Below are 14,184 nucleotides of genomic sequence, written 5' to 3'. Positions count from 1 at the left end.
GCGGCCCCCGGTCAGCGGTGTGCCGAGCGCGACCTGCGCAGGGCACCGGTGACCAGGGCGCCCCCGGCGGCCACGAACGCCACGCCGCCGAAGAGGTACGGCGTGGTGTCCACGCTGCCGGTGTCGGCGAGCGCCAGATCCTGTGTGTTTCCTGTGGCTTTGGTGGTGGGTGCCTTGGTGTCCGCGCCCTTGGATTCCGCGGCTTGGGCGCCCGCACCCCCGGCGCCCGGTGCGCCCCCCGCATCGGCGGTGCGCCGGTGCTCTTGCGCCTGCTCCTGCCGCTGTCCTGCCACGGTCTGCTGATGGCTCTCGGGCGTCGCGTTGGCGGTCGGCACGAACCACAGCGCGCCCAACAACATGCCTGCGGCGACGGCGGTCAGCAGCGGGCGGCGTGCGGTCACGGGATGAATCCCCCTTGCGACGATGGAGATTGGGGGTCGTGGAGCTGCGAGGAGTCCCGACTGATCCGATGTTAGTGATACGACCGCTCCGGGGGGAAGTCGCGGGCGCCTGCTGGTCCGTAGCGGTTCGTCGCCCTATGTCAAGACCCCGGCGTCGAGGTCCACCCGAGCAGGGGCTTTACTGGGGTGGTCTTCCCCACAAATTCCCTCAAGTGTGGAACGGGCGAAACGGTATGGGCGTTCTTGTAGGAGAAGCCGCGATACGGGTCGCCCCACGAGCCCCACGATCGGCTCGGGGGATTTCGGGGTCCAGGAGCAATGGAGAAGCGTGTGATGACGTACGGCAAGCGCCGCAAGGCCCTGGCGGCCGCGGCCGCTGTGCTCGGCGGTGTACTGACTCTGGCCGCCTGTGGCGGTGACGGTGACGACGCCAAGGGCGGCGGCTCCGACAAGAAGTCCCAGGGTCAGGTGGATGCCGCGGCCGCCAAGGACGCGTCCACGGCGCAGATCAAGATCACGCCGAAGGGCGGCACTGCCAACGCCAGCATCAACGCCGTCCAGGTCGCCGTCGACGGTGGAGAGCTCACCAGCGTCAAGATGACGACGGAGAAGGGCGACCCGGTCGAGGGCTCAATATCGTCCGACAAGAAGACCTGGAAGCCGAGCAAGCAGCTCGAGCGCTCGACGAAGTACAAGGTCGTCGCCGAGGCCAAGGACGACAAGGGCCGCAAGGCCACCGAGAACTCGGCCTTCACCACGGTCTCGCCCGACAACAGCTTCATCGGCGCCTTCACGCCGGAGGACGGCTCGACCGTCGGCGTCGGCATGCCCGTCTCGATCAACTTCGACAAGCCGATCAAGGACCGCAAGGCCGTCCAGTCGCACCTGGAGGTCAGCTCCAGCAGCGGCCAGAAGGTCGTCGGTCACTGGTTCGGCGACCAGCGCATCGACTTCCGTCCGCAGGAGTACTGGAAGGCCAACTCCGACGTCACCCTGAAGATGGACCTGGACGGCGTCGAGGGCGCCCCGGGCATCAAGGGCGTCCAGAAGAAGACGATCAACTTCAAGATCGGCCGTTCCCAGGTCTCCACGGTCGACGCCAAGACCCACCAGATGACGGTGGTGCGCGACGGCAAGACCTTCAAGACCATCCCGATCTCCGCCGGCAGCCCGTCGAACCCGACGTACAACGGCAAGATGGTGATCTCCGAGAAGTTCGTGGAGACCCGGATGGACGGCTCCACCGTGGGCTTCTCCAAGGCCGACGGCAAGGGCGAGTACGACATCAAGGACGTGCCGCACGCCATGCGGCTGTCCACGTCGGGCACCTTCATCCACGGCAACTACTGGGGCAGCGGCGTCTTCGGCGTCTCCAACACCAGCCACGGCTGCGTGGGCCTGGAGGACAAGCAGGGCGCGGACGACCCGAACACCTCGGGCGCCTGGTTCTACTCCAACTCCGTGATCGGTGACGTCGTCGAGGTCAAGAACTCCGACGACAAGACGATCGCCCCGGACAACGGCCTCAACGGCTGGAACATGGACTGGCAGCAGTGGGTCGCGGGGAGCGCCACGGGCCAGTGACCCTTCGGGGTTCGTGAGTACAAGGGCCCGGCTTCCGGATTCGTCCGGGGCCGGGCCCTTGCTTTCTGCCGTTTGCGGCCCGCCCCTACCGGCGGTTGAAGATCAGGCTCTTGATGAGCACCGAGCGCGGCGCCTGCTGGTCGGGGGCGAGGTGGTAGGCCTTCCCCTTACAGTTCTTCTCGGTGTAGACGACCATGGGGACGTCCGTCTGGTTGCGGCCCGCGCGGGCCTCCTGGTTCATCGAGTAGCACTTGCCGTCCGGTGGATTCTGCAGGTAGTAGGCGTGCCCCTTGGGCCCCTCCCAGATGAAGGTGCCCTTCGCCGCCTCCGCAGAGCCGGTGGGCAGCGTCAGGGCGAGCAGGAGGCCGCCGAGGGCGGCCCCGACGACATGACGGGTGTGCATCACAGTTCTCCTTGCGAGGTGAACTCGGACAGAACGCCCCACCCCTATCGCGTCGCCGCCCCGGAGCTACGGACCGTTACTCGAACGCGGTCGCGTCGCACATTGTGCTGACGCGGCGGCGTGCACCCCCGCTTCACGCCCCCCGGCGCCGGGAGATGACCGCCGCGTCGGCCGCCTGGGCGCCCTGCGCCCACCCCTGCGCGTCCCGCCCCTTGAGCCGGTGCGACGTCGTCTGCGGGAACAGCCGCTCCGCCGTCTCGCCGACCGCCACGTCCCGCGCCGCCAGCACCGGAAGCACTTCCGGGCGCCGCTCCTGCGTGGCCGCCTCCCGCACCGCGGCCGACAGCCGGTCGCCGATCCGCGCCGCGTAGGAGATCAGGAACGACTGCCGGAAGTCACGCGTGCGCCGCGAACGGCCGCTCGCATGATGATCGTCCCCCGCCCGGCGCATCGCGGTCGTGGCCTGGACGAGCAGGGAGGTGTACATCAGCTCCACCAGCTCCAGATCGGCGTCGAAGCCGACGACCGTGGAGAAGCCGTACTCGCCCGACCACACCGCCTGGCAGTGGTTGGCCGCGGCCACCGCGTCCAGCAGCAGCGCCTTCGCGGACTCGTACGGCCCGTCGATCCCGATCCGGCAGGCCCCCGGCCCGTCCACCGGCCCGGCGGGACCCGCGGCCGCCAGCAGCGCCTCGTCCATCGAGTGCCGGGCCATCAGCTCCTGCGCCTTGGCCGAGAGGGCCTCGGCCTCCTCCGGGAACTGCGTCGACTCCGCCTTGGCCAGCAGCGCCCGGATCCGGGCCAGGGTCCGCTGCGGCACGGCGGGAGCGTGACCGGCAGCGGCCCGTGACCGGTCACCGCCCGGCAGCGGGCCCACCGCACCGATCCGCGGCAGCGCGTCGACCAGCCGCAACGTGGTGAGCGCGCACGCCGCCGTCTCGAAACGGCTCAGCCGCTCGCGCCGGGCGAAACCCTCCAGGAACTCGCCGTCGGCCTCCCACCACACCTGCGCGTCCAGCTCGGCCAGCTGCGCCGCCCAGCGCGCGCCGAGGGTCTCGGGCTCGTAGCGCCGGGCCTCGGCGGCGATGACGTGGACGGTGAAGCGCTCCTCGGCGCCCGTCAGGTCCCGCCGTACGAGCCGGACCACGTCCGCGGGCTGCCAGCCGCCTTCCCAGCAGCGGCGCAGACGCCCGGAGGCCACCCGCACCAGCGCGGCGCTGACGGCTTCCCAGCCGGAGGGCGCCGCGGCCAGGCCGGAGGCGGCGGCGTACACCGCATCGTCGTCGGCCGCGGCGCGGAGGCTCTGCAGGGCCGCCTCGACGCTCTCCAGCGGGCCTTCGGGGTTGGTGCGCTTGGCCACGATCTCTCTTTCCGTCCCGACCGGTGTACCACCCATTCTCCCGGACGGCCTGGCCGTGGCCTTAGGCGCGGTCTTGGTCGTGGTCCTGGGCGGGCGATCCGCCGCCGCGTACCTCCAGCCCGTCGAGCAGGGGCTCAGTAGCTCAATGGCTCAGCAGGAAGCTGACGAATTCCTCGAACTCCACCTTGTTGGTGCTGGAGACCCGCCGCTTGTCGCGGAACAGCAGGGGAATGTCGTCCGTTTCGGCCCCCGTCAGCATCAGCGGGATCACCATCCGCGACGAGTCGCCGCTCAGCTCGGCGTTGAGGACGCTGCCGAATTCGGCCCGGGTCCAGCCCCGTTCGGTGAGTGCCGGACTGACGCACGGGAGGATGTAGCGACTGGCCCGGAGCCCCGCTTCGATCTTCTCCGAGACCCGGTCCCCGAAGTTGATCTGCTCACTGTCCAGCCAGTAGCGGATGCCTTTGGCCGCCAGTGCCTTGGCGATGAGCTGGACGCTCTCCGTGTCTTCCGACGCGTGGCAGAGGAAGACGCTGAACTCGTATTCCTGGCCCCCGGCTCTCCGGGGCGCCGGCGCGGCGAACGGCGTGTGGCTGCGTTCCACCGTCCAGGACTTGGCGAGCAGGCCCGAGCCATAGAACTTGACCAGCCCCGCATGACCGGGAAACGGCACATGGGGGCAGTTGGCCGTCAGCTCGTACGTGTGCTGCGCGGTGCGGATCTCGCCGCGCATGCGCCCGGAGAAGAATTCCAGGGAGAAGTGGTGGTAGCCCTTGCCCAGGCGGACCGGTTCCGCGAGCTGGGCGACGGGGATCAGCAGGCCTTCCCGGAACGCGCCGAACCGTGCGACGGCTGTATTGCCGTCGGCGTTCTCCGACACCGCGTAGAAGGCCACGAAGGTCCAGTTCCGGTCGGCCCGGCAGACCAGTCCGGCGCCCGCAGCCCAGCGGTCGGTGAACTGGATGCCGGCGGAAACGGAGCCGTTGAGCAGTGGGCCGGAGGCGAGGTCGATGGCGTACGAGGCCGCGTACGTACCCACGCCGCCGCCATATCCGGTGATCAGCCTCGACCCGATCGTCCATTCGCCGCTATTGGATGAGTGCCAGTCGCTCACGGAGCCTCTCGCGCATTTCTTCCAGCCGGACACTGTTCTCCGGGTGGCGCTGGATCAGGATGTCGGCGACCCCGAGGGCCCGCACCAGCAGGGTGACCTCGATGTCCTCGTCCGCCTCCGATACGTCGTGGTAGAGGCTCGACTTGCGCTGCTTTTCGTGCATGAAGCTCTTGCGCATGCGGAGGAGCAGATACCTCACCTCGGGATCGGCCCGATGCAGGTCCAGCAGTTCCTTGACGAGCAGTGTCGTCTCGTTCAACTGCCGGTTGTGGCGGAGATGGCCGATCTCCAGCCCCACCCGCGTTTCGCCGATATCGGGCGACTGACGGAACAACCCCGCCTCGATGCGCTGCACGCGGGCGATTTCCGCCGTGAGCATCTCGGTCATATTGCTGAGATCGCCCGAGGCCATGTCCTTGAGCAGCTTCTCTTCCGTGGCCGAGGCCCGGTACTGCTCCACCACGCTGGTGACGAGCGCATGGCTCTCCGTGGCGGCCACGTCGGAAAGCGGTGCCAAGGCGATGGTCTGCTCGGTGGTGGCGATCTCGCGGCTTCCGTCGTACAGGGCCGCGCCGAGGGTGAACTCGGAGCCGTCGACCTGTGCCGGATCGATCTCCAGCCGCACCGCGAAGTCGAAGGTGTCCTGGCCCTTCAAGGGCCGTAGGCCGTACCGGCGGGAAATCTTCCGCAGGGAGTTCAGCTCTTCGCTGACCGTCACGCCCGGCGGCAGGCTCAACTCGACCCTGGGACGGTCGACCACGACGGTGAGGGCGCTGCGGAATTCCTCCTCCAGAATGTCGTCGATGCCGGCCTCGGCGATGTACCAGAACCGCCCTCCGGAAGCCGTCGCGATCGCTTCCAGAAGGTCTTCCTGGAAGTCGCTGCCGATGCCGATCGTGGAGGTGGTGATCCCCTCGTCCCGGGCGCGGGTCGCCACGGCGGCGAGCGCGGCCTTCTTGGTCTCTCCCTGGTTCGCCTGGCCGTCCGACAGCAGGATCAGCCGTCCGTAGTGATCAGCCGTCATATGGCTCTGCAATTCCAGGAGTCCCTGGTACCAGCCCAGCGACAGGTTGGTGGAGCCACCCGGCGTGATGGCGGTGAGTCGTTCCTCCACCTGGTCCCGCGGGGTCTGTGGATTGATCACCACATGGGCGGTGTGGTCGAACACGACCACGGTGAAGAGGTCGTCACCCGTGAGGCGTCGGGAGATGTCGATGCAACTGCGGGTCGCGGTGGGGAGTTTGTCCTGCCCGCCCATGCTGCCGCTGCGGTCGATGACCAGGCAGAGGTTCATCGCCCCGCCCGCTCGCTCGGCGTCCTCGGCGGAACGGCATCTGACCTCGATGGCCACGTCGAATTCGGTGACTTCGTCGTTCCGTGCGGCGGGGCGCTCGGGAAGGACGAGGATTTCGATGGGATGGTCGCTCATTTGGCCCCCTAGGGCGCACAGCGAACCACACGCGGGCGCCCGCGCGGGAGCGTTCGGCGGGGGCGTGAACAAACCTTCACAAATGCGTGGACCTTTGGCCAAAGCGGGAATGAGATATTCCAGGCAGCCGCTTCACTGCTCCAGGACGACGTCCAGCCCCTTGTCCAGCAGCTTTCCCCCGACCACGAGGGCGGCTGCGGCACCTGCCACGCCGATGGGCCCTCCCAGAACCGCCACCAGCACCGAAGCGGCGACGATCAGAAACCCGCCGATGGTCGCGATCGCCCCCCACATGGGCCGTGAGAGGGCGCCCTCGACGCTCTCGCCTTCGCCCTCCACCCCGCCCAGAAGCCGGGCCTTCTCCCGGAGATCCCGGACCTCTTGGTGACCGGTGTGCTCAAGGTGCTCCAGTGCGAGGTGTGTGCCGTGAATGATCGTGTCGTGGTCCCGTTGGACCTCGGCGGCGTGGAGATTCCGTGCGAGCAGCTCCGGATTGCTTTTCGCCACCACCCTGAAATCGTGCAACAGTGTTTGGACCAAGCCGATTTCGCCATGGATGGCGGAAAGATCGGCTGCCATCTGATAGCCGAGCCGCGAGAGATGCACCCGATCCCAGAGCGACGGCAGAGGCGCTTCGTCATCAAGGCGGCCCGACCAGACCGCTTCGGTGTCCAGCAGCGATACGCACCTGCTGGACAGCTTCACGGCACGGATCTGATCCGTGAGTCTGATGGCCACGGAGCCACGTTAAGCACGTCCGGCCGAGCTCCGCCCGTCGGCAGAGCCTGACGTATGAACCGACCTCGCGGCGGGCGGCGGCAGAGTGCGGTCCGACTCCCGAGCGCTCACCAATTCGCTCAGGCGGAGCCCACGGCGTGCTAAAGGTGGGCGAACGGCGGGATTACCCGCACGATCGCGACCAAACGCAACCGGGGTAGCGGCAGCGCATAGAACCACCCCTCGGTCAGCAGAGGGAGCCGGCGAACGCCGCCGGACGCTCCCCGTTTGGGCCCCTCGCCGATGTCGGTGATGTCGACACTGGCTTCGGCCAACGCAACCAGCTCACCGGCGAGCCGCTCGACCTCGGCGGTGACGTGGTCGGGGAGCCCGCCGATGACGTGTGCTGCGTCAGGGTCGTACTCCCAGCGCCACTGAGGCTCATCGCTCATGTGGTGCGTGATCCTCCCGCTGGACGCCCGCCTCGGCGCACGCCGCATCGAGGATCCGTCCGATCTCGGCGACGATCGAACGGGCCTCGTCGAGGTCTTCGCACTCTGCGGCACGTGTCTCAAGCTCACGGAGGCGAGCCGCGCGTTCGGGGTGGCGCTCAATGGCGATGTAAACCGCCCATTGCCCAACGAAGCGCCGCAACGGCGCGGAGTTGACCGTTTCGCGGGCCTGCTGCAAGGCGACGGCCCGTTCGGAGTCAAAGGTGGGCAGGGCATCTGGGGCGAGTAGCGCAAGGGCGGCGCGAAGTTCCTCGGGAGTGCTCGCCGGCTGGGGGAGGGGAGTGGGCGGTCCCCCTGTGCCCGCTGCCGTGTTGTTCATGCCGCCTCGTCCTTCCGGTCGGCGTGCTCGGAGTCCGACCGTAGACAGTCGTGCCCCGGGCAATCAAGCATTGCCCACCGCTTGGCCGACTTCTCCCCGGAAGCCCGCGCCACCCCAGTCACGGGTGCGGCGGGCGGCTCCTGGCGCCCTGGCGGACTTCCGGCGGTCGGCCTGCCCGGGGAGCCGTCGCATGCCACACTGCGGCTGTCGAGAACCGGTCAGGCGGCGACAGGCGTCGTCCCGGTCGAGAGCTGCAGTCGGCCCACGGGGGCATGCGGTGAGTACGGAGATTTCCTTCGCCAACAACTACCGGGACATGTGCGAGCGGTACGGGACCGCGGCGGGGTTCCAGTTCGAGTTCTACTGCTCGCGCTGTCACGACACTTGGCGGTGCCCGTTCGAGCCGTACCGGGGCGGGCGGCTGGCCGAGTGGCTCAACCGGGGCATCAGCACGGCGTCCGGCCTGCTGGGCTCGGTGGGGTCCGGGGTGGGCAGCGCGGCGGAGGGGCTTGCAGGGTCCGGGTGGGGCAGTGCCCGCGATGCCTCCTTCCAGCGCGCGATCAAGGCGGCCGAGGGGCACTTCAACCGGTGTGCGCGCTGTGCCTGCTACGTGTGCGGCCGCTGCTGGCACCCGGAGCAGGGACTGTGCTTCTCCTGTGCCCCCGATACGGCGGGCGAGGCAATGGCGGCGCAGCAACGGGGGCTCAACGACCTGGCGATGCAGCAGGCGTACGACGAGGGCCAGCGGCGAGGCCAGGAATACGACGCGCGGACGGCCCGGCAGCTGGTGTGCCCGCAGTGCCGTACGGAGGCGCACGGGGGCCGGTTCTGTCCGGGGTGCGGCTTCGAGCTGGCACAACAGAGGCCGTGTGCCGGCTGCCGGGCTCCGATGCCCGACGGCGCGGCGTTCTGTCCGGGGTGCGGGCACCGGCAGTAGCGGGCGAGGGGGGCAGTACTCACTTGATTCGGGCGCCCCCGCGGTGCCAGGCTGAATACAGGGGACCCGCTAGGAAGGGTCCAGCGCCATGAATCCCGAGATGAAGCCTTCAGCAGGCGGCCCGGCTGGATGGGCCGGTAGAAGCCACCTGGAGGAGAAACCGGGTGCCGAGTCCGCGGACGGCGCCATGGAGCTGATCTCGCAGCTGCATGCCGCGCTGTCGGCCTGTTCGCGGCTGCTTGAGGATTTGAACGCCCGGCGGATCGACCCCGACTCCTTCCGCGTCCAGGCGTTCCGTGCCGGCCTCGTCCTGCGCGACGACGAGGCGTGGATGTGGGACTTCGCGAGCGGCTGGCACCGCTACGACGGCTTCGGTCTTCACCACGTGGCACTGCCCGCCGAGAGCCCGACCGTTGCCGGAGGCGACCAGACGATGCCGCCCGGCGGTCCCGCTACCGCTGTGGACTCGCGCGGAACTTGGCAGAGCCGCGATGCGTGGGGCGATGAGCGGTCATGACCCAGTGGCAGGCATTTGACGACCTCATGCAGATGGAAAGGGCGCAGGAGCTGATCAAAACCTGGGAGATGACGCTGGACGCCAAACGAACGATCCTGGCGACCAAGGAGCAGATGCTCACGGAGGGCAGCTTCCCCCCTGGGCAGACCGCGGAGGAGACGAGGTTCTGGATCCAGCACATCCAGGACGGCATGCGGCCCCTCCAGCAGAGGATCGAGCAGACGAGAGAAGCGTTGTCGCGGGGGCCGGAGGCAGTCCGCTCATGGCTCCAGCAGCTCAAGGCCCAGGGAGATGCGTCCCGCCAGGCGTTCCAGCAGATGGTCGACAGCGTCACCCCTCCCGGCCCGCAGGCAGCACAGGCACCCGGCAGCGCCGATGTGGCTCCCGACATGCCTCCTGCCAAAGGGTTCGTACCGAAGCGCGGTGGTGGCGGCGTGGGGCAGGAGGTCCCCACAGGCGGTGCTCCCGAGGTACCCGGCGGAATCGGCGCGGCCCCCGAGGTTCCCCCGGGTGGCGGCGTCGCCGTACCTCCCGAGGCCCCGCCGGTCGCCCCTGTCGCTGCGGGCGAAGAAGCGCTCGCAGGCGGTGACATGGCCGCGAGCGCCGGAGCCGAAGCCGTCGGCGCTTCCCGCCTCGGCAGGGTGCTCGTGATCGGCGTGATCATTGCCGGCGTGGCGATAGGTGGTTACTGGGCCTACACCCGCTTGACCTCCACCTCGCAGCCGACGTCGCCCCCACCCGCCCCCACCGCCCCGCAGCAGCCCGGCGGCCAGGCCCCGGAGCAGCAGCCCGGTGGCCAGCCCCCGCAGCAGCCGGCCGCTCCCGCGGCCCCGCCGACCTTCAACATCAACGGGGACTACGGAGGTACCGCGAACGGAGCGCAGTGCGCGAAGCCCGAGTGCTACGTCACCGTGACGAAGGTGAGCGACCCGTCCGGACCCGGCCCTGACCAGGCCGGGAAGATCACCGTGACGTTCACCGCCGTGGACTGGAAGCCGGCGTTCACCGGCACGGCCACGGTCATCAACAACAAGGCCGGTCCGATGGACGCCTCACTGACCCAGGACGGCACGGTCCAGGGATCCGGCTACACCACCCTCACCGACACCACCCCCGGCTCCAACACCAGCGAGTCCGTGGACTACAAGCTGAACGGACAGTTCACCGGCGGCACGAGCGGTTCACCGTCGTACACCCTCACCATGGTGTTTGCCACCGACTTCACTTACCAGCTCACGGGCACGCGCACGGGCTGAGGGTCGCACGGGCTTTCCCACCTTGATGCGGGTCGGGCTGACGTACTCCCAGTCCCATGCCTTGTTCACCGCTCGAAGTAGCCGATGGCGGCGTATGCCTCGTCGAGGATGCGGCCGATTTCCGAAGCTGCTTGACGCGCTTGTGAGGCGTCTCCGACTTCGGTGAGGTCTTCCAGTTGACGAAAGCGCGCGGCGAGTTGAGGCTGGCGGTGAATGTGCACGTAGGCCGCCCACTGGGTGATGAAGCGCTGGAGCGGAGCGAGGTCGGATGCATGCCGGGACTGGTCCGCTGCCTGATCCAGTTCCCGCGTGAACGCCGGTAGCGCCGCGGGCGCGATGTGCGCCACGGCTTGTCTCAGCGCCGTCACGGTGGCAGGAGGCTGTGGGATGAGAGGTTGCCCGGTAGCGGAGGTGGTCATTGCGTCTCCCATGGGCGAGATTCTTATCCCTGCCGCCAGCGTATCCGGGGAACTCTCTGTCTTGCCCTTCGAACGAGTGATGGGACGGTTGGCCGTACAAGGAAGGAACGGGAAGGGAGCTGTCAGCCGTCGGCCCGCGTCACCCCCACCGGGCAGCTGACCCCCGTCCCCCCGATCCCGCAGTACCCAGCAGGGTTCTTCTCCAAGTACTGCTGGTGGTAAGGCTCCGCATGCCAAAACGGCCCCGCCGGGAGGATTTCCGTGGTGATGGCGCCGTAGCCCGAGGCCCGGAGCACCGACTGGTACGCCTCGCGCGACGCCTCCGCCACCGACTGCTGCCGCGGCGAGTGGGTGTAGATCGCCGAGCGGTACTGCGTGCCCCGGTCGTTGCCCTGGCGGAAGCCCTGGGTGGGGTCGTGGGATTCCCAGAAGAGCTTGAGCAGCGACTCGTAGGTGACCACCGTCGGGTCGAAGACCACGCGGACCGCCTCCGTGTGGCCCGTCAGGCCGCTGCAGACCTCTTCGTACGCCGGGTTCGGCGTGTGGCCGCCCTGGTAGCCCACGAGCGTCGTCCACACGCCCTCGGTCTGCCAGAACTTGCGCTCGGCGCCCCAGAAGCAGCCCAGGGCGAAGTCCGCCACCTCCAGGCCCTCCGGGTACGGGCCGGCCAGTGGATTGCCCAGGACGGTGTGGCGGTCGGGGAGGGGGAATTCGGGCTCCGGGCGGCCCTTGAGGGCCTCCTCGGCCGTGGGCAGACGGGTTTCGCGGCGTCCGAACAGCATCATGTTCCCTCCAACGTGCGACCCCCGTGCCTAATTCCGGCCGGCCTCCCAGCCCGACACCGCCATCGCCCGGTACGCCGTGTACGCGGCCACCGGGTCCTGCTCGTACGTCCACGGCACCGCCCCGATGTGGCCGTCCACCGCGCGCACCTGCTCCAGGGCCTCCCCGTAGCGCTCGGCACGCACCAGGAACCACAGCAGCAGGTGGCGGACGTGCGGCAGCACCGGATGATCCGCCGGGGCGTGGGCCACCGCGTACTGGGCGGCCTCGATCGCCTCGCGCACCACGACGCTCTGGTACAGGCCGCGCACCAGCTGGACGTCCGGCAGGTGGTCGTACACCGCGAACAGCGGCAGCGCCGACAGCAGGCTGCCCTTCGGCGCGGCCGCCGCCACGCGCTGCGCGAAGGCCTCCGCCTGGTCCTGCGAACCGTGCCAATTCGCGCTCCAGTAGCGCAGCGCCACCAAATGCGCCCCCATGTGCTGCGGTGCGCGGGCCGCCACCGTCTCCCACAGGGACTGGAACTCGGCCTCGCTCGCCCCCAGACCCCGCGCCACGCCCAGCTCCACGATGGCGGGGACCACGTCCTCCGGAGCCAGCGCGGCCGCCTCGGCGCAGACCGTACGGGCCTCCTCCAGGATCATCCGGTAGTCCTGCGAGGACGGGTCGCGCAGCGCCTGCTGCACCAGGAATTCGGCCTGCACCGCCGCGCCGCCCGCATCCTCGGGCGCCACCACCCGCCAGTGCCGCAGCCACATCCCGCCCGTGCCCGGCGCCTCGGCCAGTTCGCGCACCGCCGCGCCCGCCAGCGTCTGCACCCGCTGCCAGCGCAGCTCGGGGGCGCTCGCGGCGTCGGTCCGGGCCAGCAGCTCGGCCGCCGGCTTCCAGTCCTGGGTGCGCCGCGCCTCCGTCACCGCCGCCAGCAGGTTCGGGTCGGGGCCGGGCAGCCGCAGGTCCAGCTGCTCGGGCGGTACGAAGCCGTGGGCGCCGGCCGGGTCGACGGCCGTCCCGGCACCCTGCATGACCCCTTCCACGGCCCGGCGCCGCCGCATCGCGGGTGCCACCACCACGCCGCAGATCACGACGACGGCTAGCAGGATGAACAGAAGTTCCATGACCTGTCCTGAGTACTGGAATGAGGGGGCCGACGAGGGTACAACGTGACAAACCGGCGAATCGTTCATCCGCCGGTTACAAGTGAACAGGAGCGTTCGGGCTTACGGGCACTACTCTCGGATGAATGAGCGACCAGCAGAGCTTCGAGACCCTGGCCATCCACGCCGGCCAGGCGGCGGACCCGCTGACGGGGGCCGTCGTACCGCCCATCTACCAAGTGTCCACGTTCAAGCAGGACGGCGTCGGCGGCCTGCGCGGCGGCTACGAGTACAGCCGCAGCGCCAACCCCACCCGCACCGCCCTCGAGGAGAACCTGGCGGCCCTGGAAGGCGGCCGTCGCGGCCTCGCCTTCGCCTCGGGCCTGGCGGCCGAGGACTGCCTGCTGCGCACGCTCCTCGCCCCCGGTGACCATGTCGTCATCCCGAACGACGCCTACGGCGGCACCTTCCGCCTCTTCGCCAAGGTCGTCGGCCGCTGGGGCGTCGAGTGGTCGGTGGCCGACACCTCCGACCCGGACTCCGTGCGCGCAGCCGTCCGGCCCGGGAAGACGAAGGCCGTCTGGGTGGAGACGCCCTCCAACCCGCTGCTCGGCATCACCGACATCGCCGCCGTCGCCGGGATCGCCCACGAGGCCGGGGCGAAGCTGGTCGTCGACAACACCTTCGCCAGCCCCTACCTGCAGCAGCCGCTGTCGCTGGGTGCGGACGTCGTCGTGCACTCCACCACCAAGTACATGGGCGGCCACTCCGACGTCGTCGGCGGCGCGCTCGTGACGGCGGACGCCGCGCTCGCCGAGGAACTGGCCTTCCACCAGAACGCGATGGGCGCCGTGGCCGGCCCCTTCGACTCGTGGCTGACGCTGCGCGGCATCAAGACCCTCGCCGTGCGCATGGACCGGCACAGCGCCAACGCCGAGCGCATCACCGAGGTGCTGGTGGCCCACCCGAAGGTCACCCAGGTCTACTACCCCGGCCTGCCCGAGCACGCCCACCACGAGGTGGCCGCCAAGCAGATGCGCGCCTTCGGCGGCATGGTCTCCTTCCGCGTCAAGGGCGGCCAGGAGGCGGCGGTCGAGGTCTGCAACCGCGCGAAGCTGTTCACGCTCGGCGAGTCGCTGGGCGGCGTGGAGTCGCTGATCGAGCACCCGGGTCTGATGACGCACGCGTCCGTGGCCGGTTCCGCGCTGGAGGTCCCGGCGGACCTGGTGCGCCTGTCGGTCGGCATCGAGTCGGTGGACGACCTGGTGGCGGACCTCCAGCAGGCGCTGGGCTAAGACACGCCCCAAAACGCCGAAAGGCCCAGGGCAACCGTTTCACC

Annotated in this window: 16 protein-coding genes; 5 read left to right on the top strand and 11 right to left on the bottom strand. The window is 69.4% G+C overall.

Annotation, left to right across the window (positions count from 1 at the left end):
- Positions 1-11: 11 nt before the first annotated feature.
- Complete coding sequence (locus tag FHS39_RS03190; protein ID WP_343069331.1) at positions 12-401, bottom strand: cell wall protein; 390 nt, start codon at positions 399-401, stop codon at positions 12-14.
- A 318-nt stretch (positions 402-719) separates the two neighbouring features.
- Between FHS39_RS03190 and FHS39_RS03185 the strand changes: the two genes are divergently transcribed.
- The gene (locus FHS39_RS03185) at positions 720-1,985 is read left to right on the top strand and encodes a L,D-transpeptidase (RefSeq protein WP_246469778.1); all 1,266 of its coding nucleotides are present in this window, start codon (positions 720-722) and stop codon (positions 1,983-1,985) included.
- Positions 1,986-2,070: 85 nt separating this feature from the next.
- On the opposite strand, the gene FHS39_RS03180 is transcribed toward FHS39_RS03185, so the two are convergent.
- The 7 genes from FHS39_RS03180 to FHS39_RS25070 form a co-directional block, all read right to left on the bottom strand.
- On the bottom strand, positions 2,071-2,388 hold the full coding sequence (locus FHS39_RS03180) for a peptidase inhibitor family I36 protein (protein WP_246469776.1): 318 nt from the start codon (positions 2,386-2,388) through the stop codon (positions 2,071-2,073).
- Positions 2,389-2,521: 133 nt separating this feature from the next.
- Positions 2,522-3,748, bottom strand: a complete 1,227-nt coding sequence (locus FHS39_RS03175; RefSeq protein ID WP_343069329.1) for a DUF2786 domain-containing protein — start codon at positions 3,746-3,748, stop codon at positions 2,522-2,524.
- Positions 3,749-3,890: 142 nt separating this feature from the next.
- Entirely contained in the window at positions 3,891-4,787 is an 897-nt protein-coding gene (locus FHS39_RS03170; protein ID WP_184346178.1) for a TIR domain-containing protein, read from the bottom strand.
- A gap of 49 nt (positions 4,788-4,836) precedes the next feature.
- Positions 4,837-6,291, bottom strand: coding sequence for a vWA domain-containing protein (locus tag FHS39_RS03165; protein WP_184346177.1), 1,455 nt, complete (start codon positions 6,289-6,291; stop codon positions 4,837-4,839).
- A gap of 132 nt (positions 6,292-6,423) precedes the next feature.
- On the bottom strand, positions 6,424-7,029 hold the full coding sequence (locus FHS39_RS03160) for a hypothetical protein (RefSeq protein WP_184346176.1): 606 nt from the start codon (positions 7,027-7,029) through the stop codon (positions 6,424-6,426).
- Between the two features lie 140 nt (positions 7,030-7,169).
- The gene (locus tag FHS39_RS03155) at positions 7,170-7,460 is read right to left on the bottom strand and encodes a hypothetical protein (protein ID WP_184346175.1); all 291 of its coding nucleotides are present in this window, start codon (positions 7,458-7,460) and stop codon (positions 7,170-7,172) included.
- Complete coding sequence (locus FHS39_RS25070) at positions 7,450-7,839, bottom strand: DUF6247 family protein (protein ID WP_221462277.1); 390 nt, start codon at positions 7,837-7,839, stop codon at positions 7,450-7,452. The genes FHS39_RS03155 and FHS39_RS25070 overlap by 11 nt, the downstream gene beginning before the upstream one ends.
- Before the next feature lie 277 nt (positions 7,840-8,116).
- Between FHS39_RS25070 and FHS39_RS03145 the strand changes: the two genes are divergently transcribed.
- The 3 genes from FHS39_RS03145 to FHS39_RS03135 all read left to right on the top strand — a co-directional run bounded on the left by FHS39_RS03145 (position 8,117) and on the right by FHS39_RS03135 (position 10,549).
- Entirely contained in the window at positions 8,117-8,776 is a 660-nt protein-coding gene (locus FHS39_RS03145) for a double zinc ribbon domain-containing protein (RefSeq protein ID WP_343069327.1), read from the top strand.
- Between the two features lie 88 nt (positions 8,777-8,864).
- A complete protein-coding gene (locus FHS39_RS03140) occupies positions 8,865-9,293 on the top strand; it encodes a hypothetical protein (RefSeq protein ID WP_184346173.1) in 429 nt (142 codons plus the stop codon).
- Positions 9,290-10,549 (top strand): hypothetical protein, encoded by a 1,260-nt coding sequence (locus tag FHS39_RS03135; protein WP_184346172.1) that lies wholly within the window; start codon positions 9,290-9,292, stop codon positions 10,547-10,549. Before FHS39_RS03140 ends, FHS39_RS03135 begins: the two co-directional genes overlap by 4 nt.
- Before the next feature lie 65 nt (positions 10,550-10,614).
- On the opposite strand, the gene FHS39_RS03130 is transcribed toward FHS39_RS03135, so the two are convergent.
- The 3 genes from FHS39_RS03130 to FHS39_RS03120 all read right to left on the bottom strand — a co-directional run bounded on the left by FHS39_RS03130 (position 10,615) and on the right by FHS39_RS03120 (position 12,866).
- Positions 10,615-10,968, bottom strand: coding sequence for a DUF6247 family protein (locus FHS39_RS03130; RefSeq protein WP_184346171.1), 354 nt, complete (start codon positions 10,966-10,968; stop codon positions 10,615-10,617).
- Positions 10,969-11,090: 122 nt separating this feature from the next.
- Positions 11,091-11,750 (bottom strand): peptide-methionine (S)-S-oxide reductase MsrA, encoded by a 660-nt coding sequence (gene msrA / locus FHS39_RS03125; protein WP_184346711.1) that lies wholly within the window; start codon positions 11,748-11,750, stop codon positions 11,091-11,093.
- 30 nt (positions 11,751-11,780) lie between these two features.
- Positions 11,781-12,866 (bottom strand): hypothetical protein, encoded by a 1,086-nt coding sequence (locus tag FHS39_RS03120; RefSeq protein WP_184346170.1) that lies wholly within the window; start codon positions 12,864-12,866, stop codon positions 11,781-11,783.
- A gap of 125 nt (positions 12,867-12,991) precedes the next feature.
- Between FHS39_RS03120 and FHS39_RS03115 the strand changes: the two genes are divergently transcribed.
- Complete coding sequence (locus FHS39_RS03115; protein WP_184346169.1) at positions 12,992-14,140, top strand: cystathionine gamma-synthase; 1,149 nt, start codon at positions 12,992-12,994, stop codon at positions 14,138-14,140.
- Positions 14,141-14,184: the final 44 nt, after the last annotated feature.

The sequence above is a fragment of the Streptomyces olivoverticillatus genome, from assembly GCF_014203555.1.
Lineage (GTDB): Bacteria > Actinomycetota > Actinomycetes > Streptomycetales > Streptomycetaceae > Streptomyces > Streptomyces olivoverticillatus.
This window is presented reverse-complemented; position numbering and strand designations above follow the sequence as displayed.